Genomic DNA, 25,861 nt, shown 5'->3' on the forward strand with positions numbered 1-25,861 from the left:
AGGACATCGACATGACTGCACCAGATATTCGTAACGAGTTCGCCGGCCGCGTCGCCGTTATCACCGGCGGGGGATCGGGGATCGGCCGGGCCATCGCAGTACGCTACGCCGCAGCGGGAGGCACCGTAGCCGTAGTCGGGCGCCGCGAAGAGCCGTTGCTCGAGACCGTCCGCCTCGCCGAGGCTGCCGGAGGGAAAGGTGAAGCATTGACCTGCGACGTACGCGATGCCGCAGCGGTCGAGGCGTTGATCGACGGCGTCGTCGAACGGCACGGCCGCCTCGACGTGCTGGTCAACAATGCCGCTGGCAACTTCGTCGTGCCCGGTGAGAACCTGTCACCGGGCGGCTGGAAGGCGGTCATCGACATCGTCCTCAACGGCAGTTTCTACGGCACTCGCGCTGCCAGCAAGCACATGCTCGCCGCCGGCCGGGGCGCGATCCTCAACACCATCGCCACCTATGCGTGGCACGGACACCCTGGCACCGTGCACAGCGCCGCAGCAAAGGCTGGGGTGGTTGCGATGACGCGAACCTTGGCAGTGGAGTGGGCTGCGCGCGGTGTCCGGCTCAACTGCATCGCGCCGGGACCGACGGAGACCGAGGGCGCCGGCGCCGCGCTGTGGCCCGACGAGAAGGCCCGTGCCCGTGTACTTTCCAGCGTGCCGGCGGGCCGGTTCACCACACCCGAGGAGGTAGCGGAATCCGCGGCCTACCTGCTGTCCGACCGGGCCGCCTACGTCACTGGCGAAACCCTTGTCGTCGATGGCGGGCAGTGGCTGGGCAAGGCGATCTACACCGATCCTCGAAACGAGGCCTGAAATGGCAACCGACATGAACGGCGGCCAAGCGCTGGTTGCCGCGCTCGAAGCTCATGGCGTCCGGACGGTATTCGGTATTCCCGGTACCCACAACCTGCCGATCTATGGCGCGCTCGCGGAGTCGCAGATCACCCACGTGCTCACCCGGCACGAGCAGGGGGCCGGGTACGCGGCCGACGGTTACGCGCGCACGTCGGGCAAGCCGGGAGTGGCGATTACGACGTCCGGCCCGGCCATCCTCAACACCGCTGCCGCTGCAGCCCAGGCATACTCCGATTCCATTCCGGTGCTATTGATTTCGCCAGGACTACCCCTGCGGCACCCGAGCAATGGCAACGGCATCCTGCACGAGATCAAGAACCAGACCGGCGCAATGGATTCGGTTGTGGGACATAGCCAACGGGTGACAAGCGTCGCGGAGATCCCGCTCGCTGTCGCTCAATGTTTCGCCGCAATGACCTCTGGCCGACCACGACCGGCGTACTTGGAGATCCCTCTCGATATTCTCGACGAGGCGGCACCCGTGACCATCCTCGGCCCGATTGCTCAGTCCGCGGTGACTGCGCCCGTGGCTGCACTGGAGACGGCCCGCGCATTGTTGGCAGCGGCAGACTCGCCGTTGATCATCGCGGGCGGCGGGTCTTCTGGTGCGGCAACCCCATTGCGGGAGTTGGCGGAGCTGCTGGGAGCTCCGGTGCTGACCACCACCAATGGCAAAGGCGTACTGCCGGAAAGTCACGACCTCTCGCTCGGGGCGGGCGTGCATCTGCCGTCGGTCAAGGAGCTGGTCACGGAGTCCGACGCGATACTCGCCGTCGGCACCGAGCTCGCGCCTTCGGACTTCTGGTACGGGCCGCTCGAGGCGGAGGGGAAGTTGATCCGTATCGATATCGACCCGACTTCGGTGTGCACCAACGCGATTCCCGAGGTGGCACTGATCGGTGACGCGTCCGCGACTTTGCGCGCGCTCACCGACGGGTTGGTTCGCGAACCCGCTACGCAGCGTGCTGCGCAGTGGCGTATCAGGCTGCGGTCCGATTCAGAGGTCGAGGGCAAAAACTACCTGGGCATTCTCGCCGCACTCGACAAGGCGCTGGACGAGGACGCGATACTCGTCGGCGACTCCACAATGGCCTGCTACTACGGCGCCATGGCGAACCTGCCGTTGCACCGGCCGCGTTCCTTCCTCTACCCGACGGGTGTCGGCACTCTCGGCTACGGACTGCCCGCAGCGATCGGCGCAAAGATCGCGGCGGGTGACCGGCAAGTTGTGGCGATGCTCGGTGACGGCGGCGTGATGTTCACCATCGCCGAACTTGCCGCGGCCGCGGAACTCGCTGTGCCGCTGCCGATCATCGTGGTCGACAACGGCGGCTACGGCGAGATCCGCGACGAGATGATCGAACGATCCGACCCCGTCCACGCGGTGGGCTTGGCCGCCATCGACTTCCCTGCCCTGGCCCGCTCGATGGGTTGTCTGGGTGTCGGCCTGGAGTCCTCGGCCGACTTGACCGACGCGGTCACGAAAGCTTTCGCGGCCGATAGGCCCACCGTCATTCACATTCGCGAGGAGAAGTCATGACCGCACCGCAGAACTGGATGCGCGACACCGTATTGATAGGCGGGCGCTGGGAACCGCGCTCGACTACGACGGATGTGGAGAATCCTGCCACCGGTGAAATCGTCGGCCGGGCCGCGTCCGCCACCGTGGCAGACGTGAACCTTGCTGTCGCGGCCGCAGTCGCCGCAGGTGTGGGCTGGGGCCGGACCACCGGAAAGCAGCGCTCGGCGGCACTGGAAGAACTGGTGACCGCACTACGTGATCGCCGGGACGAGTTGGTCGCAGCAACGATCGCAGAGGTCGGTGCGCCGATCACGGTGGCCGAGGAGGCCCACGTGGATTTGGCGATCGAGATCATCGAGTCCTTCGCCGTCATTGCACGGGACACCCCGCTACGTGAGCGAACCGGCAACTCGGTGCTGCTGCGTCGCCCGGCGGGGGTGGTCGCATGCATCACGCCGTGGAACTATCCGCTCTACCAGTTGGCGGCGAAGGTCGGTGCGGCCTTGGCAGCGGGGTGCACCACGGTGCTCAAACCCGCCGAGCTGACTCCGATCACCACGTACCTGTTCTGCGACGCGGTGCTCGAGACCTCGCTCCCCGCCGGGGTGGTGAACCTGCTGCCCGGCTCCGGAACCGTGCTCGGACCTGCGCTGACCGAGCACCCCGATGTCGCAGTGGTGTCCTTCACCGGCTCCACCACGGTGGGCCGTCAGGTGGGCCGCTCAGCGGGCGAGCTGATCAAGCGGGCGTGCCTCGAACTCGGCGGGAAGTCCGCCTCGGTGCTGCTGGCCGACGCGGACTTCGAAGTCGCGGTACCCGCCACTGTGGACGCCGCGATGCTCAACAGCGGACAGACGTGCAGCGCGTGGACCAGGTTGTTGGTGCCGCAGGAGCGCTACGACGAGGCCGTGACGTTGGCCGCGATGCGTGCCGACGCGCTGGTGGTGGGGGATCCGACCCATCGCAGCACCGATCTCGGTCCGTTGGTCTCGCACAAGCAACGACTGTCGGTGCTGGCTGCGGTCGACGGCGCGATCGAGCGCGGCGCGCGGGTCGCGGCAGGCGGCTCGGATCCAATCCCCGGACTCGACGGGCATTACGTGCGCGCGACGGTTCTGTGCGGTATCGAACGCGGTGATCCGGTGACCACCGAGGAGATCTTCGGCCCGGTCCTGGTCGTCGAGGCCTACGAGGACGAGGACGATGCAGTGACGTTGGCCAATGCCACCGACTACGGGTTGGCCGGCGCGGTGTGGTCGGCGGATGCGGAAGCTGCACTGGAGATTGCGGCACGACTCGATACCGGGCAGGTCGATATCAACGGCGCGTTGTTCAACCCGCTGGCGCCGTTCGGTGGCTGGAAGCTCTCCGGTCTGGGCCGTGAGCTCGGTGTGATCGGCTTCGAGGAGTTCACGGAATGGACGTCGGTGCAGATGTGAACCATTGAATACGAGCAACTTTCGCGCATCTATTTACATTTCAGACACTTCGGTACATAGTTAACTGACCAGTCAATTAAGAAAGGCCATCAAGATGACCCTCACCGCGTTCGAGCCCTGGGCCCTCACCACCGAGCAGCGCGAGATCGTCAAGCTCTGCCGCGACTTCGCAGCGAAGGAGATCCGCCCCCGTGGCCGCGAGGTCGACGAGGCCGACACGGTCACACCCGTCGACATCTTCCAGAAGGCCGCGCAGGTCGGCATCACCGACTACATGATCCCGGAGGAGTTCGGCGGCGGCGGGTTCACCGATGTATTCACCCAGTGCCTGGTCCAAGAGGAACTGTGCTTCGGTGATCCCGGTATCGGCAACTTCGTATGCTCCAACGGCTTCTTCTCCGACCCGATCCTCGAGCTCGGTACCGATGAGCAGAAGGAAAAGTGGCTGCGTCCACTGACCGGCACTTCGCCCCTGCTGACGGCTCTCGCGACCACCGAGCCGGGATCAGGTTCGGACGCCGCATCCATGGTCACTTACGCCACCAAGGTCGACGGCGGATACAAGATCAAGGGCCAGAAGGTGTGGATCTCCAACGCCGGCGCGGCCAGTCAGTACGTAGTTTTCGCCAAGACGGACCGCAACGAGCGGTCCAAGGGGATTACCGCATTCCTGATCAAGAGCGACGTGGCGGGTCTGAGCTGGGGCGAGCCTATGAAGAAGATGGGCCAGCGCGCAATCGTCTGCCGCGAGCTGTTCTTCGACGACGTCTTCGTCCCCGACGAGGATCGACTCGGAGACGAAGGCCAAGGCTTCATCGGTCTGATGAAAACCTTCGATATCTCGCGCATCGTGCTCGGCGCAGCGGCCGTCGGCTCAGCGCGCGCGGCCTACGAGTTCGCACTCGACTACGCCCGTAACCGCACCCAGTTCGGCAAGCCGATCATCGAGCACCAGGCCGTCGCATTTCGGTTGGCAGACATGGCAAATCGCATCGAGTCCGCGCGCCTGCTGGTATTGCATGCAGCTCGTTCACTCGACGCCGGCCACGATTCGACAGGGCTGGCTGCAATGGCCAAACTGACGGCTTCGGAGATGGCCATGTTCGTCACCCACGCGGCGATCCAGACTCTCGGCGGTTGGGGCTACTCCCGCGAATTCCCCGTCGAGCAGTGGATGCGCGACGTCAAGCTCGAAGAGCTCGAGGAAGGAACCTCGGACATCATGCGACTCGTGATCTCGCGGAAGCTCTAGCCACGTGTCACTGTCGACCAAACGCCCAGGCGTCGAAGCGAATCCGGCCACCCCGCCGCACGTCGCTGTCGCCTGGGCGTGCGGCGTCTTGTCGGCCGTAGTCTATGGACTCACACCGACGATTGCCGCACTCTCCTACGAAACCGGATTGACACCGACGATGCTCGTCGCGCTGCGCAGCCTCTTCGGGGCAGCAGCGATCCTGCTGTTCGCCTGGGCCACCGGCCGGATTCGACGTACGTCGTGGCGGACACCTGCGAAGCTGATGCTGGTGTGCGGGCCCCTGTTCGGCTTTCAGCTCCTCTGTTATTTTGCGGCCGTTCAGTCCACCGGCGTGCAGGTCGCGGTCGTAGTGGTACACGTCTACCCGGTGTTCGTCCTCCTGATGGTGTGGCTGACCTACCGCCAGCGGCACAGCCCGCTGGTTATCGCGTTATGCCTCGTCATGATCGGGGGAATCGGGCTGGTCGGCTGGACCGGGGCGGCAGACGTCAAGCTGGCGGGCATCGGGCTCGCAGTGGCCAGCGCTTTGGGCTATGCCCTGTACCTAGTGCTCGGTGAGCGGTGGGTGCAAGAAGTGGGAGCCGTGGTCGCCGGCGGTCTGGTTACGGCGGGCGCTGGGCTGACCGCTGGGGCGGTCGCCTTGGTGACCTGGCAGAGCCTGGCGATCACATCGATGGGGTGGGTGTCGGTGATCCTGCAGGGGGTCTTCATGATTCCGGTCGGCATCGGCTGTGCGTTCTATGCGGTGCGCAGGCTCGGTGCGGTCTCGTTGAGCCTGCTGGGTTTGCTCGAGCCAATAGTGGGTGTGCTGGCTGCAAGCCTTGTCCTCGCAGAGTCCCTGATGCCTGGACAATGGGCCGGAATGGCGGTAATTCTGCTGGCGTGCGGGGTACTGCCGTGGGCGACCTCCACGAAAAGGCAGACGCGAACGCTTTCGTCCGCGAGTCACTCCACTGCTTGTCCGATACGGTAGCCAACAGTGATGAGAAGGAGTGGTGATCAACATGGCACGCCCGAGTGTCGAGGCCGAGCGTAGGCAGCAAATCCTGCAGGCCGCATGTGAAAGCATCGCGGAGTTGGGGTTCCGGGGCGTCCGGGTAGCCGATGTGGCGAAGGGAGCCGGCATAAGTAGTGGCACCGTCCACTATTACTTCGAGTCGAAAGACACGTTGCTACACGAAGCATTCGCGTTCAACTTCGAGAACTCGCTCCAGCGCCGCAAGTGGATCGGGGAGGGCAAAGAATCACCTCGTGCGCACCTGCACCACTTGGTGGAGTCTTACCTACCCGCTGGACCCGAGACCATCACAGCGTGGCGAGTGTGGGTGGAACTCTGGGCGGCAGCACTCGGCAGCGCGGAGCTACAAGCGCTCAACGACACCATCTACCAAACCTGGCGGGGAATTGTTCGTGCCACCGTCGACGATGCCGCAGCAGAGGGCGTTCTCAACCAGGCCGCCGACCCTGCCGACCTGACGGACATGCTTCTGAGCATGCTCGACGGCTTGGCAATTCAGGCCTTGAACAAGTCCACCCACGTGACGCAAGCACGCATGCTCGAACTATGCGACTCGTACATCGACTCGATCATGCTCGCCGCCGACCCCATCCGGACCTGAAGCCCTGGTAGGCAGCACAACGCGTTTCGTTGGAAGCGAGCAACGATCATCTGCGTCTTCGACCGCACGACGCCGGTCGTCCGCGCAGCCTCGAGGGAGGACTTCATGCTGGGTGCTGTGCCAGAAGGGTCCTACATGATTGGTCGGTTTCGGAACCGAACTGCCACATCCGGAATCCCCGTTCATGACCCCGCGATGCGTGCTCTCGCTGTCTCACTGCGCTTTCCTACTGCGACCGATCTGCCGGCTGCGGCTAGCCCCATGATGGGCATGTTCGAGTAGATCGACTCGTGCTGACCAGGGCTGACACGGTATGTCTCGTGGTAGACCCCGACGTCGCCGCCGGCGCCGACGCGTTTGTTGAACGCCTTCCATGCCGGTAGGTGTGGATCGTTCGGGTTTTTCGCAAATGCTTCGAGTTGGTCGAAGCTGCGCCAGTACTGCACCACGGTGATCGTGCGGCCCCCCAACGACATCCGAGCGCCCAGCAGGCCCTTGTCAGGGTGCTGTTGTAACTCTTGCAGCATTCGCGGCATGGCGAGGAATGGGCCGATCCACTTGTGGATCTTCCATAGCTTGTTGAGGCGTATGCCGATGAGGAAGACGACGAACTCACTTTCGACCACTGCGGTGTACCGGCCGGTCTGGACTCGACTTCGGATCATGTACGCATCCCTTCGTTGACGGCTCCGCAGTCGATCACACGGCACCGATAGCGTCTCTATCCATAATGGATAGTGCTACTATCGATAAATGATGTCAAGGGTTCAGCGGTGAGGGTTTCCGAACTCAGCCAGCGCAGCGGGGTGTCCATTGCATCCATCAAGTACTACCTGCGTGAGGGTCTGCTGGTCGGTGGCGCGCAGACGGCGACCAACCAAGCTGTGTACAGCGAACATCACATTCGCCGACTGCGGTTGATTCGCTCCCTGATCGACATCGGGGGACTCTCGATCTCGCATGTGCGCGCAACACTGGCCGCAGTCGAAGATGACTCGACGTCGATCCACGACGCATTCGGGGCGGTCATGCATGGCCTCGACCAGCTCCCCGACGAAGACGAGCCGGTCGAGGTGAAGACTGCCTATGGTGAGGTGCAGACATGGCTCGCCGACAGGGATTGGAATATCGAGCCGAATGCTCCCGCGCCACACCGGCTGGCCGAACTTGTTGCCACACTGCGCAGATTCGACTTTCCGATAACGCTCACGGACTTCGATGCAGCAGCCGATACCGTCGAGCGGACCGCCAAGGCGCAAGTGGAATACGCCCGAGCCATGCCGGACCGCACGGCTGCCGTCGAGACGATGCTTCTCGGGACCGTGATACTCGAACGAGCCCTCGCCGAGATTCGACGCCTCGCGCTCGAAGCCGCCAGCTTCCGGATCGATAGGGACAAGTAGGCGCTTGCGTAACTGGGCGGTTCAGCGAACCAGGGCACGCACCGGTGTCGGGTCCCGTCCGAGCAAGGCCTTGGTTGCCATTCCGCCGGCCAGGAAGTCTCGATCGTCGTAGAACTCGAACATCGCCCCGAGCCTGGCGCGGCCATCGACGCCGAGACTCTGCCCAAAAGTGTGCATCCATTGCTCGACATCGAGTTGTTCCACCGCCACCGACCGTGACGTCATCTCCTCGATGAGTCGAACCACGTCGCCGACGCTCATTGTCTCGGGCCCGCCGAGTTCGTACGTGGCCCCGTGATGCTCCTCGGCTGCCAGGAGAATTCGGGCGGCCACCTCGGCGACGTCGCCGAGGCTTACGAAGGAAAACTTCGACTCGGTGCTGTACGGCACCACAAGGTCGGTGGATTCTCCGGTGAGTATCGATTCGAAATTCTGCGCGTAGGCGCAGGGCTGCAGGATGGTCCAACGCATTCCGTGACGCGAGGCGAACGCCCGCAGGTCGTCCTCGCATCGGGCCTTGTCCATATGGTGCGGCATCCGCGGGCTGTATGGCCACGCGACCGAATGATAGAGAACATGGTGCACCCCAGCGTCACTCGCGGCCTCCAGTGCTCGCCGAAGTGCGGCGGGCTCGTCCGGATGCAGATTGGGTGCGATGAAGTACATCCCGGTGCATCCGGCGAAAGCCGCCTTCAGACCCTCGCCGGTGTCCAGATCGATCGGATGCTCGGGGGAGGTGCGGCTGAGCGGCCGGACCGTGGCCCGCCCTTCGATGGCGGCAACCACGGCCTCTCCGGTCTTGCCGGTGGCACCGACGACTGCAATGTCGGTGCCACCGGCGCTATCGCTGTTCACAGGTGAACGTCAGCTGTCGAGGAAGTCGTACTTGGCGAACTTCGCACCGCCGGAGAGCCGTTCGTAACCGGGCCCCCGATCGAAGAAGGGCTCGTTGTCCGCGCGTGCGCCGCGCATCTCGCCGCGGAGCTTCTCCGTCGCCGACGCATCGGCGTTCGCCTCGCCCTCGGCGATGACCACACCATAGTCTGTGGCAGCAGCTTCGCGAGATACTTTGTTCCACAACACATCGCGCTCCACTTCCTCGACGGGACGCTCGAGCGGATCGCCCCAGCCTCCGCCGCCCGTGGTGCGAATCCGGAACGTCTCCCCGGCACGGATCGGCTCCGCGTCGGTGAGCGCGTCGAAGAGCCGCTCGTTGGGCTCACCCGGGTTGATCACCACGGAGAACGGCGACCCGGCCTTGCCGCCCTTGACACCCCAGCAGGCGAGGATGGAGCGGTCGGCGATGGACATGAAGTGCGCATCCTTGAGCATGCGGATGTGCTTCTCGTACCCGAGGCCACCGCGGTAGCGTCCGGCTCCGCCCGAATCTTTTGCCAGACCGAGCTTTTCGACGATGAAGGGGAAACGGCTCTCGGTGAACTCGGTGGGCAGGTTTCGCGAGTCCGGCACCACGTGAATGGTGTCCTCACCGTCCGCGTAATAGCGACCGCCCGAGCCACCGCCGAGCACCTCACGCATGAGGTAGGACTGGCCCTCGAAATCCTCACCGTAGACACCGGTGTAGCGGATGGTCTCCTGGTCGGCGGGCATGTTGCCGTCGACTGCCTTCGCGATGGCACCGGTGAGCACGCCGAGCAGCCGCAGGATCACGAACGTGCGGGCGTTGGTGGGCGCCGGGAAGATCGGAGTGATCAGCGTGCCCGGCTCCGGGAACTTCATCTCGATCAGAGGGATGATGCCCTCGTTGACGTCGAGCTCGGCCATCCGCTCCGGGGTGTCGGCGAGGCTGCGAAGCACCGGCGCCAGCCACTTCGCCAGGAAGTTGCCGTCGGCGTAGTCACCGCAGTGGTTGATCGGCCCCTTCGCCTGCGGGCCGGTGCCGGTGAAGTCGAGGATCAGCCGCTCGCCGCCCTCGTCCTCGGGCGCGGTCTTGGTCATCGTGATCCGCTGCACGTGCAGCATCGGCTCATCGACGCCGTCATGCTCGGCGTAGTCCTCCCAGGTGTACTCCCCGACAGGGATCTTGGACAGAATCTCGCGCCGATAGGTCTCGGTGCAGGCATCCATCGAAGCGTCGAAGCAACCCTCGATGGTCTCGACGCCGTAGCGCTCGAACAGCTCCGTCAGCCTGCGCGCACCCATCAGGCAGGCCGAGCACTCGGCGTCCAGATCGGCGGCCAACGCGTCGGGCATCCGAGAGTTGCGGGTCATGATTCGCAGCGCCGCCTCGTTGGGCACGCCCTGGTCCCACAGCTTGATCGGCGGGACCATCAGCCCCTCCTCGTAGACCGAGGTGGCGCCGGACGGCATGGACCCGGGGCAGCAGCCGCCGATATCGTCGTGGTGGCCGAAGGCCTGCACGAACGCGACGACCGAGGGCTTGTCCGCCCCGGGCAGCGTCGCGAACACGGGCACCGTGACGCAAAGGTCGGGGAGGTGGCCGATGCCGCCTTCGGAGAGGTAGACGTCGTTGTGGAAGAAGACGTCCCCGGGCTTCATCGTGTCGATGGGGAAGTCGCGGACCACGGGCTGCACGAGGGCGGAGTAGGAGCGGCCGGTGAGCTTGCGCATGTTCCGGTCGTAGATTCCCGCGCGGAAATCGTGCGCGTCGCGGATCATCGGCGAGCGGGAGGTTCGCGCAATGGCAGTCTCCACCTCCATTTCGACGCTCGCGAGATACCCGGCCACGATCTCGACGAGGACGGGGTCGGGCGCGGGTGCGTCGACGGGAGTCAATCGGTAGGGCTTGTTGTTAACCATGTCGATGACAGTCATCAGTGCGCTCCGTTCGAGTCGAGATTCCTGGTGATGCGAATGTTGCCGAAGTTGTCGATGTGAGCGGAGAATCCGGGATCCACCGGCACAGTGGAGCTGAACTCCTCGATGACGGCCGGTCCTTCGATGGAGTCACCGGCACCGAGCGCCGGGCGATCGTAAATCGCGGTCTCGTGCCAGCCATCGAAGTAGGCCCGACGCGTTCCCGTTCGTGCGACTTCGGCGCCGCTTCCCTTGGCAATCTCGGACAACACCGGTCGCTTGATCGGGCCGATACCGCTGACCCGCAGGTTGACCCACTCGACGAACTGGCTCTTGTCGCTGCGGAAGTCGTAACCGTAGAGCTCGCGGTGCGCCTCATGGAAGGCCTCCGCTGCTTGATCCATCGTCGACTGGGTGATATCGCCGTCTACGATCGGCACTCGAACCTCGAAGGCCTGACCGAAGTAGCGCAGATCCGCGGTGCGTGCGTACTGGCGATCTTCGGGCGCGAAGCCCTCTCCTGCCAGTGCTGCATCGGCACGCTCGGCGAGAACTTCGAGTTCGGACTGCAAGTCCTCTGCACGGAGACGGTCGTGCCGACTGACGTGAGTCTGGACGTAATCGTTGCGCACATCGACGGTCAGCAGACCGAAGGCGGATACGTTACCTGGATTGAGCGGTACCAGAACATCTTTCAGTCCCAGGATGTCCATCAACCTGCAGGCGAGCAGTGAACCGGATCCACCGAACGTCACGAGGGTGAAGTCGCGTACATCGAGTCCACGCTTGACGGAAATCTGACGAAGTGCGTTGGCCTGATTCCAAGCGGACACTTCGAGGATTCCGGTTCCGCAAGCCTCGATCTCCAGCGACAACTCCTGTGCCAGTTGTTCGATACCCTTCCTCGCCAGATCGGTATCGAGCGGGATCTCACCGCCGAGCAGGTGGGGAGGTATCCGGCCCAGGAGTACATGCGCATCGGTGATGGTCGGAGCGGAACCGCCGTTGCCGTAACACATCGGGCCTGGATCGGCACCGGCAGATTGCGGTCCGACACGCAGTGTTCCCTCAGGAGTCATCCAGGCAATCGACCCACCACCGGCGCCGACGGTGACCACGTCGATCATCGGAATCTTGGACGGATAGTTTCCGACGCGTCCTTCGGTCGTCAAAGCGGGCTCGCCATGGACCACGACGGTCACGTCGGTGGAGGTGCCGCCGCCATCGCAGGTGAGCACCTGATCGACTCCCGCTGCACTGGCCACCAGCGCTGCACCGAGGGCGCCGGCTGCGGGCCCGGACAGAACAGTCGTGATCGGCTGATTGACAACCTCTTTGGCGGAGAGAACGCCACCGTTGGACTTCATGACGTAGAACGGAACGTCGCGGGCTTCGCCCGACTCGGTGGCGAACTCACGCAGCCGGGTGGCGATGTTGTTGACGTAGTTGCGGATGTTCGGCTTCACGGCCGCATCCACCAATGTCGTGATGGACCGCTCGAACTCGCGGTACTCACGCAGAACCTCGGTCGAGATGCTGACCGTCGCCTCGGGGTACTCCTCGAGGAGGATGTCCCGCACGCGCTGTTCGTGATCAGGGTTGGCATAGGAATGCACGAGGCACACACCGAGGGTCTTGACTCCCTCTGCCTTGAAGAACCGTGCAGCCTCGCGCACATCGTCCTCGTTGAGCGGGCGAATTTCGGTGCCGTCGAAGTACAACCGTCCACGGATGGTGCGGACGCGATGGGCCGGGACGATACGTTCGGGCTTGACCCAGAAGTACGAGTTGCCGTAACCGTCGGGTACCGACTGGCGAGCAATCTCGAGCACATGCTCGTAGCCCTCGGTGGTGATGAACCCGAGGTTCTCGACCTTGCCTTCGAGCAGCTTGTTGGTGGCAACGGTGGTGCCGTGACTCACTGCGCTGAGCGAGTCACCCGTGACCCCGAGTTGCTGTAGGACTTTGTCGATCCCGGCGAGGAACCCTTCGGCTGGATCTGCCGGAGTGGAGGGAGTCTTCGTGGTGGCCATTTCACCGGACTCTTCGTCCACTGCCACCACATCGGTGAATGTTCCACCGGTGTCGATCCCGACCCGAATCTTTCTTGGCTCCACGCTTCCTCCTTGATTGGGTTCGTAGGCAGCGCGACCGCTGATCGGGTCTGCGCGTGCCTGACGTCTAGTGATATTGGACTCCTTCAGCGCGTCAGTATCTTTGTCACAAGGTGCCAAACTCGCTCGCCTCATTTGTGTTTCCCGACGCGAGGAGCGGGTGGGGGACTGGCACACATTGCGATGGCAACGCGAAAGGCCGCTCTCCCTGACACAGGAGAGCGGCCTTTCGCCGTCGAGGTAGCGCTGGGAGTTGCACCAGCAGTGCTGACCTACCGTTCTTTTCGAACCAGGATGCCGCCCACGAGAACTCCGGCCAACGCGATGGCCGCCCCGGCCGCAGCGGCAACCAGGACACTCTGCGCCGACGCACCTGCCGCCGCCGGCCCTGCACCGACACGCTGCGCACCAGCACCGATCGGTAGAGCAACACCGCCGGTGGCTGCCTCCGGCGCGGTACCGTCTGCAGCGACCACTGCCGTAGCGGCAGGAGTCGCCTCTGGAATCCCGTTGGCGATGACGCCATCGAGTCCGTTGAAGAACACGCCCGCCATCTTCTTGGCGACACCGGTGATCATCCGCTGACCGACACCGCCGACCATCCCGCCGACGACGGCATCGGCGTCGTAACTCAGGAGGGTTCCGCCATTTTCCGTCGGCTCCAACCTGATGGTGACGTCTGCGCGCACCGTGCCCGGCGCTCCTGCCCCGGAAGCGGTCATCACGAAGGACTCGGGACGGTTCTGCTGCGAAAGCCGGACCTCACCGTCGTACGTGCCCTTGATCGCTGCCACACCGGCAATCAACGAGAGCTTGTAGTGGTCGTCGCTCAATTGATCGAGTGACTGCACTCCGGGAATCGTCGCCGCCAGCACTCGGCCGTCCTGCATGCTGTCGTACACCTCCGCCGGAGGTGCTGTCAGCTTCGCGGTGCCTGCGATTCTCATGAGTTCTCCTTGGGTGATTCATCTTCCGACTCGGCATTTGCGTGTGAGAGTCGGAGCTCGAACAGGTCGGATGGGGAAATGGGCATCGAGGTGATCGGTATTCCCTCGGCGTCTTCGATCGCTGCTGCGATGACTGCCGTGGTTGGGATGACTCCGGCCTCACCGGCGCCCTTCATGCCCAGCGGGTTGAGCCCGGACGGGGTGACGGTGTGGTCGATCTCGATCGAATCGGGGACCTCGGTCACGAACGGCAACAGGAAGTCCATGAAGGAGGCGTTGAGCAACTGCCCGTGCTCGTCGTAGACGATCTTCTCGTAGAGCGCCCCGCCGATGCCCTGCGCGACGCCGCCGTGAATCTGGCCCTCGACGATCCTCGGGTTGATCACGTTGCCGCAGTCGTGCACGACGGCATACCGCTCGACGTGGATCTCGGCCGTGATCGGGTCGGTCTCGACGATGGCGGCATGAATGCCGGATGCGAAGGTCGACCTCGGGGGAGAGTAGTACCCGGTGGCCTCCAACCCCGGCTGCTCGCCTTCCGGGATCGGCGGAATGGTCATGTCGGTGTCCACGTTGGCGAACTGTGTCGCCAGGCGGGACTCCGCATCGAACGCGTACCGAAGCGGATTCGACAGTACAGCAACGATTCCGAGTGCGATGGACGTCCCTTCTGCGCCCGGTTCGGTACCGATCTTGCAGACGTGTCCGCCACGCAGTTCGAGGTCGAGTGGATCGATCTCGAGTGCGTTGCCTGCAACCTTCTTCGCTTTCTCCGCCACCATCTGCGCTGCAACGTGAAAGGCCGAACCGGCCATGACCGCGCCACGGGAAGCGAAAGTGCCCACCGCATAACCGAATCGACGAGTATCGCCGGTCACGATCTCGATGTCGGACATGTCCACACCCAAATCGTCGGCGACGATCTGCGCGAAGGTCGTCTGATGGCCTTGGCCCTGAGTGGTGAGCCCGGTGGCACCCTTGATCTTGCCGGAGGTTTCGATCAGGACATGTGCACCCTCGTACGGTCCGGGTCCAGTGCCCTCCACATAGGCGCCGACACCGATTCCGACACTCCGACCCTCTGCCGCAGCCTGTTTCTTGTAGGCAGGGAAGTCGTCCCAGTTGATAAGAGCTTTCAGTTTGTCGATCCCGGCCTGGTAGTTGCCCGTGTCGTAGATCAGCGGACGGCCGTCCTGGAACATCAGACCGAAGTCGTACGGCATCTCCTCGGGCCTGATGATGTTCTTCTCGCGAACCTCGATCCGGTCCTTGCCGAGATACTTGGCGATCGCATCCATCGACCGCTCCATCGCGAAGACACCTTGCGGCCGGCCTGCACCGCGATACGGGATGACGATCACAGTGTTGGTGTAGAGCGAATAGCCGTTGACGCGGAAGGAGACCGGCTTGTACGGGCCGAGCACCTGCGTCGCAGTATTGATGAGAACGATGATCCCGTACGGCAGGTACGCGCCGTTGTCGTGCCAGAGCGTGAAGTCGAATGCGAGCATGCGGCCGTCGTCGTCGAATCCGACCGTGACTTCCTGCACCTGACCGCGTTCGTGGGCGCTCGAAATGAAGTGTTCGCGGCGGTCTTCCACCCATTTGACTTCGTTCGAGATGCCGGCCTTGCCCAGTTGGCGGGCGGCCCAGGTCACCATGACTTCCTCGGGCCAGGGGTGCATGATCTTGACGCCGAAACCGCCGCCGACATCGGGGGCGATGCAGTGCACCTTGTTCATGGCCATGCCGAGTCGCGCAGCGACAGCAGCGCGGACCGAGGTCGAGGTTTGCGTCGACGACCAGAAGGTCAGGGTTTCCTCGTCACTGTCCCACCGTGCGTAGACGCCCTTGCCCTCCATCGGCATCGACGCCGATCGCTCTACCTCGAGGTTCAGCGTGATCCGGTGCGGCGCGCGCGCCAATTCTGCATCGATGTCACCGAAACCGTGGTGTAGGTGCGCGGCGACGTTGTCCGGCACATCGGCGTGGACCTGTCGGTCGGCGCGGCGAGCTGTATCGATTCCCACCACCGGATCGAGGATCTCGTACGTGACGTCGATCTTCGCGCAGGCATCCTCGGCGACATACCGATTGCGTGCCACCACCATGACGATCGCCTCACCGACGTGATTGACCTCGTCTTTGGCCAACGGAAAGCCGTTGCGGGGAGCGATGATTGCGGGGTGGGGGATAAGCAGCGGGAGCCCTTCGGCCATCGCTTCGGAATCCTCGGCCAAATCCTCGTACGTGTAGACCGCATGGACACCGGGCATTTCCAGCGCGGCGTCGACGTCGATGTCGGTGATCCGCGCATGGGCGTGCGGTGAGCGAACGAACGCGGCGATCAACGCCCCGTGCCCCAGATCGTCGAGATATTTGCCTTTACCGCTGAGCAACCGAGTGTCCTCGGAACGGGCCAATGGCTGGCCGAACAGGGGAGCGGTGCTGTTGGACGTCTTGGCTGCGGTCTTGCTTGCGACGCTCATGCTCTTCCTGCCCGTCCGCCGACAGGATTGGTCTTGCCCCGTACTTTGCCTTCGAGCGCGGCCCGGCTCGACTCGTCGTCTTTACCGAGAGGGAACTCGCCCGCCCGCTCGCGCTTGATCTCGGCAGCTCGCAATACCGAGGCCTTGATGTTCTGGTAGCCGGTGCACCGACAAATGTTGCCGGCAATCGCCTCGGTGGCTTCTTCCTGCGTCGGGGCGTCGTTCTCCTCGAGAAAAGCCGCGATGGTGGTGACGAAGCCCGGGGTGCAGAATCCGCACTGGAGTCCGTGGCAGTCCATGAACGCTTGCTGCACGGGATGCAAGGTGCCGTCCGGCTCGACGAGGCCCTCCACGGTGGTGACGGACTGTCCTTCGAGACTGGCGGCGAGCATCAAGCAGGCACGAACAGGCTTGCCGTCCAACAAGATCGTGCATGCGCCACAGACTCCGTGTTCGCATCCCACGTGGGTCCCGGTCTGCCGAAGATTGTGTCGGATGGCGTCCGAAGCGATGGTTCGTGCGGGGACGATGATCGTCTGCTTCGTACCGTTGAGGGTGAACGACACGACCACGTGTTGTTCGCCGGTCTCGGCCATCAAATCGGAAAGCTGTGTTTCGACATCTCGGTTTGTCATCGTTATTTCTCTCCGGCGTCGACACGTAGCGTCGACGGCCTGGTTGCCAAAGAAAGTGCTCCATCACGGGCGGCCGCCATGACCACCCTCGCAGTCAACGCTGCGACGAGCTGGGAGCGATACCGCGCAGTGGCATGAATATCGGCCTCGGTTTCGACGCGCTTGCGCGCGGCCTCCGACAGCACGTTCCACAAAGGATCCCGGTCGTCGGACACCGATGCGCCGCCGATGACGTCGGTATAGTCGATCACTTCGCCGAATTCACCGGCAGAGACATAGGTGACGCGAGCGTTCGTCACCACGCCGTCTTCGACCTCGACGCGTGCTGCAACACCGACGAGCGCGTAATCGCCATGTCTACGGGCGATTTCGTCGATCGCCGTTCCAACGCCCCTTCGGGCCGCCGGCACGGTTGCACTGATCGCTATCTCGTCTGGTTCGAGGGAAGACTCCAGCGGCCCCAGGAACAGATCACGAGCGGCGATATCGCGACGCCCCCGCACCGACTGCACGGTCACCGAACCGTCGAGCAGGACCAGTACCGCAGGAACTTCCGCCGACGGGTCGGCGTGGACGATCGATCCCACGGTGGTTCCGCGATTTCTGATCGTCGCGTGCGCGACCAACTGCAGCGTGCGGCCGAGCAGTGGTTGCACGTCGTTGGCTCCGGGGTTCGAAGCCAACGACGCGTGCGTTGCCAGCGCCTGAAAGGTCACACCTGATTCTGCGGATGCGGTGATGGAGTCGAGCCGATCGATCCCGGTGATGTCGACGAGAGTTCCAGGCGCAGCCAAACGCATCGACAGCATCGGAATAAGCGATTGCCCACCTGCGAGGACCTTGCCATCGACCCCCGCAAGGACCTCGCACGCTTCCTCGATCGACCGAGGCCGATGATATTTCAGTGGCGAAGGTTTCATAGTCCGATCCTGCCTGCCTGTGCTGATAAGTGTCTCGTCTAAAAGTGACAAAGGCCACTGCGTGAAGTTGCAATCGCTCGCTACCGCACCGGATCGAGGGTGTCGACCTCTCCGTTGTCGCCGGCATCTCTGGTGCGTCGTGGTCCCATAGCGTCTCCCAGTGTGCGCTGCTCAGGGCCGGTTCCGTCAGGGGCAGAGGTGTTGCCGGGGCGCATATGTTGGGGAGCGATACGTGCACACAGGTGGTAGAGGGCGATCACGACGATGGTGCCCAGCGAGATCCCGGACAGCGAGAACGAGTCGGTGAAGACCAGGGCGGTATCACCGATGGCAAGAATCAGGCCGGCTGCGACGGGCATCATGTTCAATGGATTGCCGAAGTCGACACCGTTCTCCTTCCAGATCTTGGCGCCGAGCAGGCCGATCATTCCGTAGAGGACCACGGTGATTCCGCCCAACACACCGCCCGGTGTTGCCGAGATGATGGCGCCGAACTTCGGCGAGAAGCCCAGGATCATCGCGATGATGCCTGCCGCGGTGTAAGCAGCTGTCGAGTACACCTTCGTTGCCGCCATGACACCGATGTTCTCGGCGTAGGTGGTCGTGGGCGAGCCTCCGACCGCGCTGGCCATGACTGTGGCGATACCGTCGGCGGCCAGTGCCCGGCCCATCAGTGGGTCGAGATCGTCGCCGGTCATTTCTGCGACGGCTTTGACGTGCCCGGCGTTTTCCGCGATGAGTGCGATGACACCCGGGAGCACGAGGATGATGAACGCCAGAGAGAACGAGGGCGCATGGATACCTACGATGCCGTTGGCCTCATCGGAGAACGGCGGTAGGCCGAACCACTGTGAGGACTCGACGCCTGCCCAGCTGACGCGGAAGTGTTCGGTCACCGCGCCTGCGGTGGCGTCGTACGAGGTGATCGGTCCCAGTGCGAGGTCGAGAATCCAGGACAGTGCGTATCCGAATATCAGCGACAGCAGAATGGCGATGCGTCCAAGGAACCCCCGGAGTGCAACGCTCATGACGATCAGTACGAACATCACGATCAGTGCGACCCACTGGTCCTGTGGCCAGTAGAGACTCGCTACCACCGGTGCGAGGTTGAATCCGATCAACATCACCACCGCGCCCGTGACGACCGGGGGCAGTATCTTGACCACCACCCCGCCGCCCATGAAGTGAATAGCGACACCGATGACCGCCAACACCAACCCGGACACCAGGATTGCGCCGGTGACCTCCGCTGATGTTCCGCCCTGTGCTCGAATTGCTGCGACGCCACCGACGAAGACCGCCGAGGTTCCCAGATAGCTGGGGATCCTTCCCTTGACTACCAGCAGGAAGAAGATCGTGCAGAACCCCGACATGAGAATGGCGAGTTGTGGATTGAGGCCCATGATGATCGGAAAGACGAAAGTTGCCCCGAACATGGAGACGACGTGTTGTCCTCCGAGGCTGACAGTGCGCCCCCAGTTCAACCGCTCGTTCGGTGCGACGACTTCGCCCGGAAGGATATTCTTTCCGTCCCCGTGAATCTTCCAGATCGGCATTGTGAAGCCTTTCTTTTTCGTTGTAGTCGCAGCAGTTTCACGAATTGAGGTGCGTTTCTATATCGCTATAGAAAAAGAACGGTATTGCTGTCTTGCGGAACCACCATGAGCGTAATCTGCCAATATTTCGATTGGATGACCGTCACATGTGCTGATCGATACCGCGCATTGCCATTATCTTGAGAGCCAAAGACAGGTCCAAACGTAAATCAGGGCGTTCGGTGAAAGGACCCAGTATTTTCTCGAGCTTGACGACGCGATATCTCAGAGTGTTGTAGTGGAAGTGCAGATTTCGGGCAGTTTCGGCGATATTGATATTGGTGGCGAGCAACATTTCGAGTGTCTTTCGCATATCTCGTGCTTCCACTGTCTGCTCGGTCAGTTCGTGCAGAGTTTCTTTGGTGAACGAGGTGAGTTCATCGTCGTTCTCGACCAAGCTGAGTAGACGAAATACGCCCAGATCGTCGAATGTGGTGACAGCCCAGGTCCCGTATATCTGGCGGCCTACTTTCAGTGCGGTTCGGGCTTGACCGTAAATCCCCGGAATGCCTTCCACCGAAGTGCAGGAGCGTGAGATACCGACGGCGAAGGGCTGTCGGCCGCCTCCGCCGTCGCCGCGCACACTGTCGATGATGTCGCGGATCGCGTTCACCGTGTTCGGCCCGGCCCCCATCATGATGACGGTTTCGGTACCGAGCGCTGCAATCGCAGCGTGTGGATCGCGCTGCGCGAGCGCACCCGAGAATGCCATCATCTGCCGGTCGACGAGCGGCATGCGGTCGGGTGCTTGCCGCGTGGCATCGACTCCGGGGGCGGGTTCGATGACGACGACGACCACAGGTCTGCCGATGTTCCAGCCGAAGCGTTGCGCATGCGCCACCGCGTGTGGATGTTCCCCACCCCGGCCCAGCAGGAGATCACGTAAGAAATTGGCGCGGTGCTTTTCTTCTATCGTCGACAGCGCGAGGTCACGGGTCACGGCGAGTGCGAACACCGCGGCCGCCGCGTCGACCACGTGCAGATCCTGCGTCGAGAGCGTCCGATGTCGACTGAAGGCGGCGACCCGTCCGTGGTCGATGCCGTTCGCCGAGATCGCGCACACCGCGATCGCACCCTCGTCCGTGGTGCGCAACCCCAAGCCGCCATCTGTCGAATCTGTCTTCAACCTTCCGGTGGCATCGAGCGCCGAGCTGCGGCAGAGCGCCCTAACCTCCTCATCGGCGCCGGCCGTCGCCAACCTTCTTCCGTCCGAGGTGGTCGTCAAGACTGCGACATCGAGCTCCGCGGCTGCCGCCGACGCAAGCTCGGCTACACCGCCTCCGGCAACCATCTTCGCCACCAACACCCTTCGCAGCCGCTCCGACCGGTACATCGCCCGCACCTGCTGCTTCGCCCGATCGCGCACGCCTCGCACCAGTACGTGATCGAGTGCGAACGATTCCGACACGGCGATCAACGGCAAGTGAAGTTCATCGGCAACGGCGCGGGTGTCGTCGTCGATCGTGGTGATGTCCTCGTCGAAGTGGATGACGATGCCGGCGACCCCGGCAGAATGCGCGGCCGACACGAAGGAAGAAAGCGGCTCGGTGGACTGAGCGAGTGCAAATCCTGTTGTGAGAACCAGGTCTTGCGCACCGATCCAGAACCGGATGCTTTCGGGGTTCTCGATGAGGTTGAGGCGATCGACGACCCGGCCGAGACCCTCGCGCCCAGCCAGCACCACACTTTCGGACAGAAAGTCCGTGCGAAGAATGCTCTCCACCGTCGTGCTCTCGGCTTCGCCCTCGGTCACCCGGTCAGCGATAGAGCGGGTCAGCAACGCGCGCCCGATCCGAGGTCTACACGCTCGTCCACTGATGCCGACAGTGAGTTGCGTTCACGATGAATCGGTCCGTGAAGCGTCCGCAGTTCGAGGCCGGTGGCGTTGCGAGAGGTCTTGAGGACCTCCGCCATGATCGACACTGCGGTTTCGGCAGGGTTGCGGGCGCCGAGATCGAGTCCGATGGGGGAGTGCAACAGGTTCAGCTCGGCCTCGGTCATTCCCCGGCCGCGGAGAAGGTCGACGCGGCGCTCGTGTGTGGCACGGCTTCCGAGCGCGCCGATGTACACCGCGGTGGTTCGCAGTGCATGTTCGAGCAGCGGGATGTCGAACTTTTCGTCGTGGGTCAACACGGTGATCACAGTGCGTTCGTCCACGGGAGCGGTTTCGAGGAACTTGTGCGGCCACGCGACCACGACTTCGTCGGCATCCGGGAACCTCGCGCGCGTCGCGAACACTGCGCGGGCGTCGATGACGGTGACGTAGAAGCCGGCGAACTTCCCTAGTCGGCACATCGCTGCGGCGAAGTCGATCGCTCCGAAGATGTACATCCGCGGGGCAGGTCCGAAGAGTTCGACCATCACCTCGAGCGGGCGATCCTGTTCGCTCTCGCCATGGGTGAGGACTGCGAGCCCGGACTCGCCTGCCTGAACGAGGTCACGGACCTTGCTCTTGAACGACTCGTCACCGTCGAGAACTTCGGTGAGGCCCGGTCCTGCACATTCGTCCCAGGTGCGGTCTTCACTGACCACGGCATGCCGAGTCGGCATACCGACAGAAAGGTCGGTGAGCACCGCCACGGACGTACCCTCGGCGATCAGCCGCGACACCTCGGCGAACTCGGCACACGCGTGTCCGCTGATCAGCCGAAGGAAGACTTCGATGGTGCCGCCGCAGGTCAGCCCCACGCCGATCGCGTCGTCGTCGGCGACGAAGTAGGTCTCGGTTCTGGCGAGTCCATCGGCCAGCACCTCCTGGGCGAGTTCGTACAACGCGCCCTCGATGCAGCCGCCGGACACACTGCCGACGACGTCGCCGGACTTCGAGACGGCCATCGCAGCGCCCGCAGGTCTGGGCGAGGACTGCCAGGTTCGCACAACCGTCGCGAGAGCGAACGGCTCGTGACGTTCGAGCCAGGGAGCCAGATCGTCGAGGAGATCCCGCATGGCGCCGCTCTCCTTTCGGGAGTGAAGTGATGGTCATCACGTTAGCTTCCGGGCGTCCGGTTACCAGCGACAGAGTTCGCCCAAATAGTGTGGAAGTGATTGTCGGAAATCGCCATCGCGGCAGGAACTGCCCGATGCCGAGGTAGCTGCTAGTGCTGAGTCGGCCGCATACACAGCGCTGCCGCGGCGAGAGCATTGTGCTCCTGCCACGGACGGGCCACGATCTGCACCCCGATGGGAAGCCCGGATTCAGAGGTCGCAACCGGAACGACCACCGACGGCACGCCCAGGATGCTGATCGCTCGACTGCTGGCCAGCGCTTCGGACCACGACAGCACAGTGCCGTCGACGTCGAACCGCGTCTCGCCGATGGGCGGCGCCACGATCGAGGCGACGGGAAGAATCAGTACATCGCCCATCGTGGACAGAAGTTCGTGCCGCAGGACACTGCGCTCCGCCCACAGAGCCTCGGCATCGGTGCTGTGGGCGGGACGGACAGCTGCGAGAATTTCTCGAATGTTCGCACCGAATCCAGTGGCAGGCCCGTACTGCAGGATGTCCGTCTGAGTTTCGGCGGCGCGCATTCGTGTGAACAGATCGTTCGCCTTCCGCAATGCCGTGCCCGAGTAGGGCCGCATCGAGTTCACCGACGGTGCCAACCTGTCCGCCGATTCCGTCACGGCGGCGACAATCTCCGCAGACACCGGGACGGTGCCTTCCCCTGCCGCCCAGCGGACATCGAGCTCGTCGAGACGCACGCCTGCCGGATCCAACCATCGATATTCGGGCGAGGACGTCACGCGCAGCATCAAGACCAGATCGTCCAGATTTCTCGCCATCGGCCCGATCGTTTGCACGCTGCCGTGCATGGTGGCTGCGTTCGTCAGCACTCGCTCATCGAACATGACACCGGGATACTGGCCGTCGGGGGAGATCCGTCCACCCGTCGGCCGTACCGAACACAGGCCCGTGCAGTGCGCGGGCCATCGGACCGAGCCGCCGAAATCGGTGCCGAGTCCGACAACGCTCATTCCCGAGGCGATCGCCGACGCTTCACCGCCACTGGACCCGCCGGGGGAGCGGTCGATTCCATCCGGCGACAACGGATTCAAGGTGTATCCGAAGAGATCGTTGTGGGTGAGTCCGCTGGCACCGAACTCCGGGGTGTTGGTCTTCCCGATCAGGATGGCGCCTTCGGCACGCATCCGGGCGACTGCCGGTGCGTCGACGCGAGGTACGTTGCCCGCCAATGCCGTCGAGCCTGCTGTTGTTCTGACTCCGGCCGTGGCGATCAAGTCCTTGACGGTGAACGGAACTCCGGCGAGAGCTCCGACGGATTCACCGCGTGCCAGGCGCGCATCGATCTCGTCCGCAGCCTGCCTCGCGGACTCGGCGGCGACCGTGACGATCGCGTTGAGTCGCGGGTTCTCCCGATCGATATGAGCGAGGTGCTGCTCGATCACCTCATGGGCGGACATCGAGCGAGAAGACACAGCCTCGGCGAGTGAGCGAGCATCGATATCGATCGAATTAGCTTGTAACACAGGACAAACTCCTCAGCTGCTCGGTGGACTCGACATACATCACCGCGTCACAAGCCCTTCATTTCCACCACCCGCAGCGCCAAGGCGACATCCAAACGCAGGATCGGGTCCGTGGTGAAATGACCGAGGATGCTTTCCAGTTTTCCGATTCGGTAGCGCAGCGTGTTGTAGTGGAAATGCAGGACGCGCGCAGTTTCGGCGACGTTGCAGTTCGTATCCAGCAACGCCTGCAGGGTCTGTCGCAGATCGATTGCGTCGGCATCCTCTCCCGCCAGCGAACCGAGCACCTCGGTCGCGAAGGCCTGCAGCTCGTCGCCGTCGTCGACGAGGGACAGCAGCCGGTGCACCCCGAGGCTGTCGAAATGTGCCACCGAACCCGCGCCGTTCATGCGGCGGCCGACCATGACAGCTTTGCGCGCCTGATCGTAGGCCCGCGGAATGTCGGCCACGGAGTCGATGACGCGACTGACTCCGGTTCCGAAAGAATTTCTGCCGCCACCACTGTCGCCCGCGACGGAAGCGATCAGGTCCTCGACGACTGCGCGCGCATCCCCTTGTCCTGCCGGCATCAGCGTCACCACTTCGTGGCTGAATCCGACGACCGGAGCGAACCGGTCGCGTCGGCGCACGACCTGTTGCCAAGCAGCGGTGAGCCGCTCATGTGGCATCCGCCCGACGACGGGTGGTTGAACCGATTGTCCTGCAGTGGCTTCGGCTACCTGGTCGAGTTGCGCCACGATGACGACCATGCTTCGGTTCACATCCCAATCGAGCTGGGAGCAGTACTCGATGATCTGATCGGTGGGCTCGGCTGCACCGTTGAGGACATCGCGCAAAAAGTCACCGCGGAACTTCGATTCCACGGCAGACACCGCGAGCTTCTTCGTCACTGCCAACGCGACGACGGTCGCAGCGCGCTCGAGTGCCTGTATGGTCACCGGTCCGAGACCGCCTGACCGTGCAACCGCAACGATGAGGCCGTGATCGGTGCCGCCGGCATTGATCGGTGCCACCGCAATCTGACCGGAGGCCATTCCGGGTGCCGGTTGAAGACCCTGGTGGAGACGTTCGGTATGTAATCGGCCGGAGGGATCGAACAACGGCAACTTCTCGAGGGCTTCGAGGTCTGCGCTCGCTCCCGCTGTCGCCTGCACTCTGCCGTCGGGGGAGCAGATGACGACCGCAGTCTCGAACAGCGTCGCCACTTCGTCGGCGATCTGGGGTAGATCGCCGCCTTCGAGGACGATCGTGGTCAAGGCGCGGTGCATGCGGTCGGCGACATCGAGTGCCCACGCCTGGCTGTCGACCAGGTGGGTGTAGACCTCGGACATCACCTCGTCGAAGCCGATGTCCCGGGGGATGAGGAACAGTGGAAAGTCGAGTCGATCGGCCGCGTCGATCATCGCTGCGGGGACGTCGCCGAAGTATCTGCCCTCCTTGACACCGAGCGCCGCGGCGCCGCGTTCGGAGAGACCTTCGACGAGTTCGACCAGTGAATGAGCGTCGAACGGGCGACCGGAGTCCGCGTGTCGCAGGGGGAAGCCGGTGGTGACCAAGAGTTCGTTCGGCTTGACCCACGGCAGGATGTCCGGCACCTCGATGACGTTGACCCGTCGAACGACCTTCTCGAGACCGCCCTTGCCCGCGATCAACTTCGAGCCGGTCAGGCTGGGAAGCGCAAGAAGTTCTTCCACCGTCAACGCGTAGCTTGCCGGAGTCGACAAAGCCCGTGTCCGCGGAGTGAGATCGCCGACAGTTTCATTCATTGTTCGACTTTACCTGTCCGCCGTTAGGC

20 protein-coding genes are annotated in these 25,861 nt (G+C 63.4%); 7 read left to right on the forward strand and 13 right to left on the reverse strand.

Going from position 1 to position 25,861, the window contains the following annotated elements; genetic code table 11:
- The first annotated feature begins 11 nt into the window (after positions 1–11).
- The 6 genes from E5720_RS16780 (at position 12) to E5720_RS16805 (ending at position 6,695) form a co-directional block, all read left to right on the forward strand.
- On the forward strand, positions 12–818 hold the full coding sequence (locus tag E5720_RS16780; RefSeq protein WP_136171585.1) for an SDR family oxidoreductase: 807 nt from the start codon (positions 12–14) through the stop codon (positions 816–818).
- 1 nt (position 819) lies between these two features.
- Positions 820–2,400 carry a 5-guanidino-2-oxopentanoate decarboxylase gene (locus E5720_RS16785; protein ID WP_136171586.1) on the forward strand — a complete coding sequence of 527 codons (1,581 nt, stop codon included), beginning with the start codon at positions 820–822 and terminating at the stop codon, positions 2,398–2,400.
- On the forward strand, positions 2,397–3,821 hold the full coding sequence (locus E5720_RS16790; protein ID WP_210729891.1) for an aldehyde dehydrogenase family protein: 1,425 nt from the start codon (positions 2,397–2,399) through the stop codon (positions 3,819–3,821). Before E5720_RS16785 ends, E5720_RS16790 begins: the two co-directional genes overlap by 4 nt.
- A 94-nt stretch (positions 3,822–3,915) precedes the next feature.
- Positions 3,916–5,073, forward strand: a complete 1,158-nt coding sequence (locus tag E5720_RS16795; protein WP_136171587.1) for an acyl-CoA dehydrogenase family protein — start codon at positions 3,916–3,918, stop codon at positions 5,071–5,073.
- A 4-nt stretch (positions 5,074–5,077) separates the two neighbouring features.
- Positions 5,078–6,049: a DMT family transporter gene (locus E5720_RS16800; protein ID WP_247596011.1), complete on the forward strand. Its 972-nt coding sequence runs from the start codon at positions 5,078–5,080 to the stop codon at positions 6,047–6,049.
- 31 nt (positions 6,050–6,080) lie between these two features.
- The gene (locus E5720_RS16805; protein ID WP_136171588.1) at positions 6,081–6,695 is read left to right on the forward strand and encodes a TetR/AcrR family transcriptional regulator; all 615 of its coding nucleotides are present in this window, start codon (positions 6,081–6,083) and stop codon (positions 6,693–6,695) included.
- A gap of 182 nt (positions 6,696–6,877) precedes the next feature.
- Here E5720_RS16805 and E5720_RS16810 read toward each other — a convergent pair whose 3' ends face one another.
- Positions 6,878–7,360 (reverse strand): DUF4188 domain-containing protein, encoded by a 483-nt coding sequence (locus tag E5720_RS16810; RefSeq protein ID WP_136171589.1) that lies wholly within the window; start codon positions 7,358–7,360, stop codon positions 6,878–6,880.
- Positions 7,361–7,468: 108 nt separating this feature from the next.
- Here E5720_RS16810 and E5720_RS16815 point away from each other — a divergent pair, with 108 nt between their 5' ends.
- Complete coding sequence (locus E5720_RS16815; protein ID WP_136171590.1) at positions 7,469–8,098, forward strand: MerR family transcriptional regulator; 630 nt, start codon at positions 7,469–7,471, stop codon at positions 8,096–8,098.
- Between the two features lie 21 nt (positions 8,099–8,119).
- Here the strand turns inward: E5720_RS16815 and E5720_RS16820 are convergent, their stop codons facing one another.
- From E5720_RS16820 to E5720_RS16875, 12 genes are all read right to left on the reverse strand, one after another.
- Positions 8,120–8,953: an NmrA family NAD(P)-binding protein gene (locus tag E5720_RS16820; RefSeq protein WP_136171591.1), complete on the reverse strand. Its 834-nt coding sequence runs from the start codon at positions 8,951–8,953 to the stop codon at positions 8,120–8,122.
- Positions 8,954–8,962: 9 nt separating this feature from the next.
- The gene (locus E5720_RS16825; RefSeq protein ID WP_247596344.1) at positions 8,963–10,879 is read right to left on the reverse strand and encodes a hydantoinase B/oxoprolinase family protein; all 1,917 of its coding nucleotides are present in this window, start codon (positions 10,877–10,879) and stop codon (positions 8,963–8,965) included.
- Between the two features lie 14 nt (positions 10,880–10,893).
- On the reverse strand, positions 10,894–12,993 hold the full coding sequence (locus E5720_RS16830; protein WP_136171593.1) for a hydantoinase/oxoprolinase family protein: 2,100 nt from the start codon (positions 12,991–12,993) through the stop codon (positions 10,894–10,896).
- Between the two features lie 269 nt (positions 12,994–13,262).
- On the reverse strand, positions 13,263–13,937 hold the full coding sequence (locus E5720_RS16835; protein ID WP_136171594.1) for a carbon monoxide dehydrogenase subunit G: 675 nt from the start codon (positions 13,935–13,937) through the stop codon (positions 13,263–13,265).
- Entirely contained in the window at positions 13,934–16,426 is a 2,493-nt protein-coding gene (gene cutA / locus E5720_RS16840; RefSeq protein WP_136171595.1) for an aerobic carbon-monoxide dehydrogenase large subunit, read from the reverse strand. Before cutA ends, E5720_RS16835 begins: the two co-directional genes overlap by 4 nt.
- Positions 16,423–17,061 (reverse strand): (2Fe-2S)-binding protein, encoded by a 639-nt coding sequence (locus E5720_RS16845; protein WP_136171596.1) that lies wholly within the window; start codon positions 17,059–17,061, stop codon positions 16,423–16,425. Before E5720_RS16845 ends, cutA begins: the two co-directional genes overlap by 4 nt.
- Before the next feature lie 2 nt (positions 17,062–17,063).
- Positions 17,064–17,981 carry an FAD binding domain-containing protein gene (locus tag E5720_RS16850; protein ID WP_136171597.1) on the reverse strand — a complete coding sequence of 306 codons (918 nt, stop codon included), beginning with the start codon at positions 17,979–17,981 and terminating at the stop codon, positions 17,064–17,066.
- An 80-nt stretch (positions 17,982–18,061) separates the two neighbouring features.
- Complete coding sequence (locus tag E5720_RS16855) at positions 18,062–19,537, reverse strand: solute carrier family 23 protein (protein WP_136171598.1); 1,476 nt, start codon at positions 19,535–19,537, stop codon at positions 18,062–18,064.
- A 142-nt stretch (positions 19,538–19,679) separates the two neighbouring features.
- Positions 19,680–21,329, reverse strand: a complete 1,650-nt coding sequence (locus tag E5720_RS16860; RefSeq protein WP_247596012.1) for a PucR family transcriptional regulator — start codon at positions 21,327–21,329, stop codon at positions 19,680–19,682.
- A gap of 20 nt (positions 21,330–21,349) precedes the next feature.
- Complete coding sequence (locus tag E5720_RS16865; RefSeq protein ID WP_136171599.1) at positions 21,350–22,522, reverse strand: XdhC/CoxI family protein; 1,173 nt, start codon at positions 22,520–22,522, stop codon at positions 21,350–21,352.
- A gap of 149 nt (positions 22,523–22,671) precedes the next feature.
- Positions 22,672–24,066 (reverse strand): amidase, encoded by a 1,395-nt coding sequence (locus E5720_RS16870; RefSeq protein ID WP_247596013.1) that lies wholly within the window; start codon positions 24,064–24,066, stop codon positions 22,672–22,674.
- A gap of 47 nt (positions 24,067–24,113) precedes the next feature.
- Positions 24,114–25,832, reverse strand: coding sequence for a PucR family transcriptional regulator ligand-binding domain-containing protein (locus tag E5720_RS16875; RefSeq protein WP_136171600.1), 1,719 nt, complete (start codon positions 25,830–25,832; stop codon positions 24,114–24,116).
- Positions 25,833–25,861 lie beyond the last annotated feature (29 nt).

This window comes from Rhodococcus sp. PAMC28707, from assembly GCF_004795915.1.
In the GTDB taxonomy this organism is placed as follows: Bacteria; Actinomycetota; Actinomycetes; order Mycobacteriales; family Mycobacteriaceae; genus Rhodococcoides.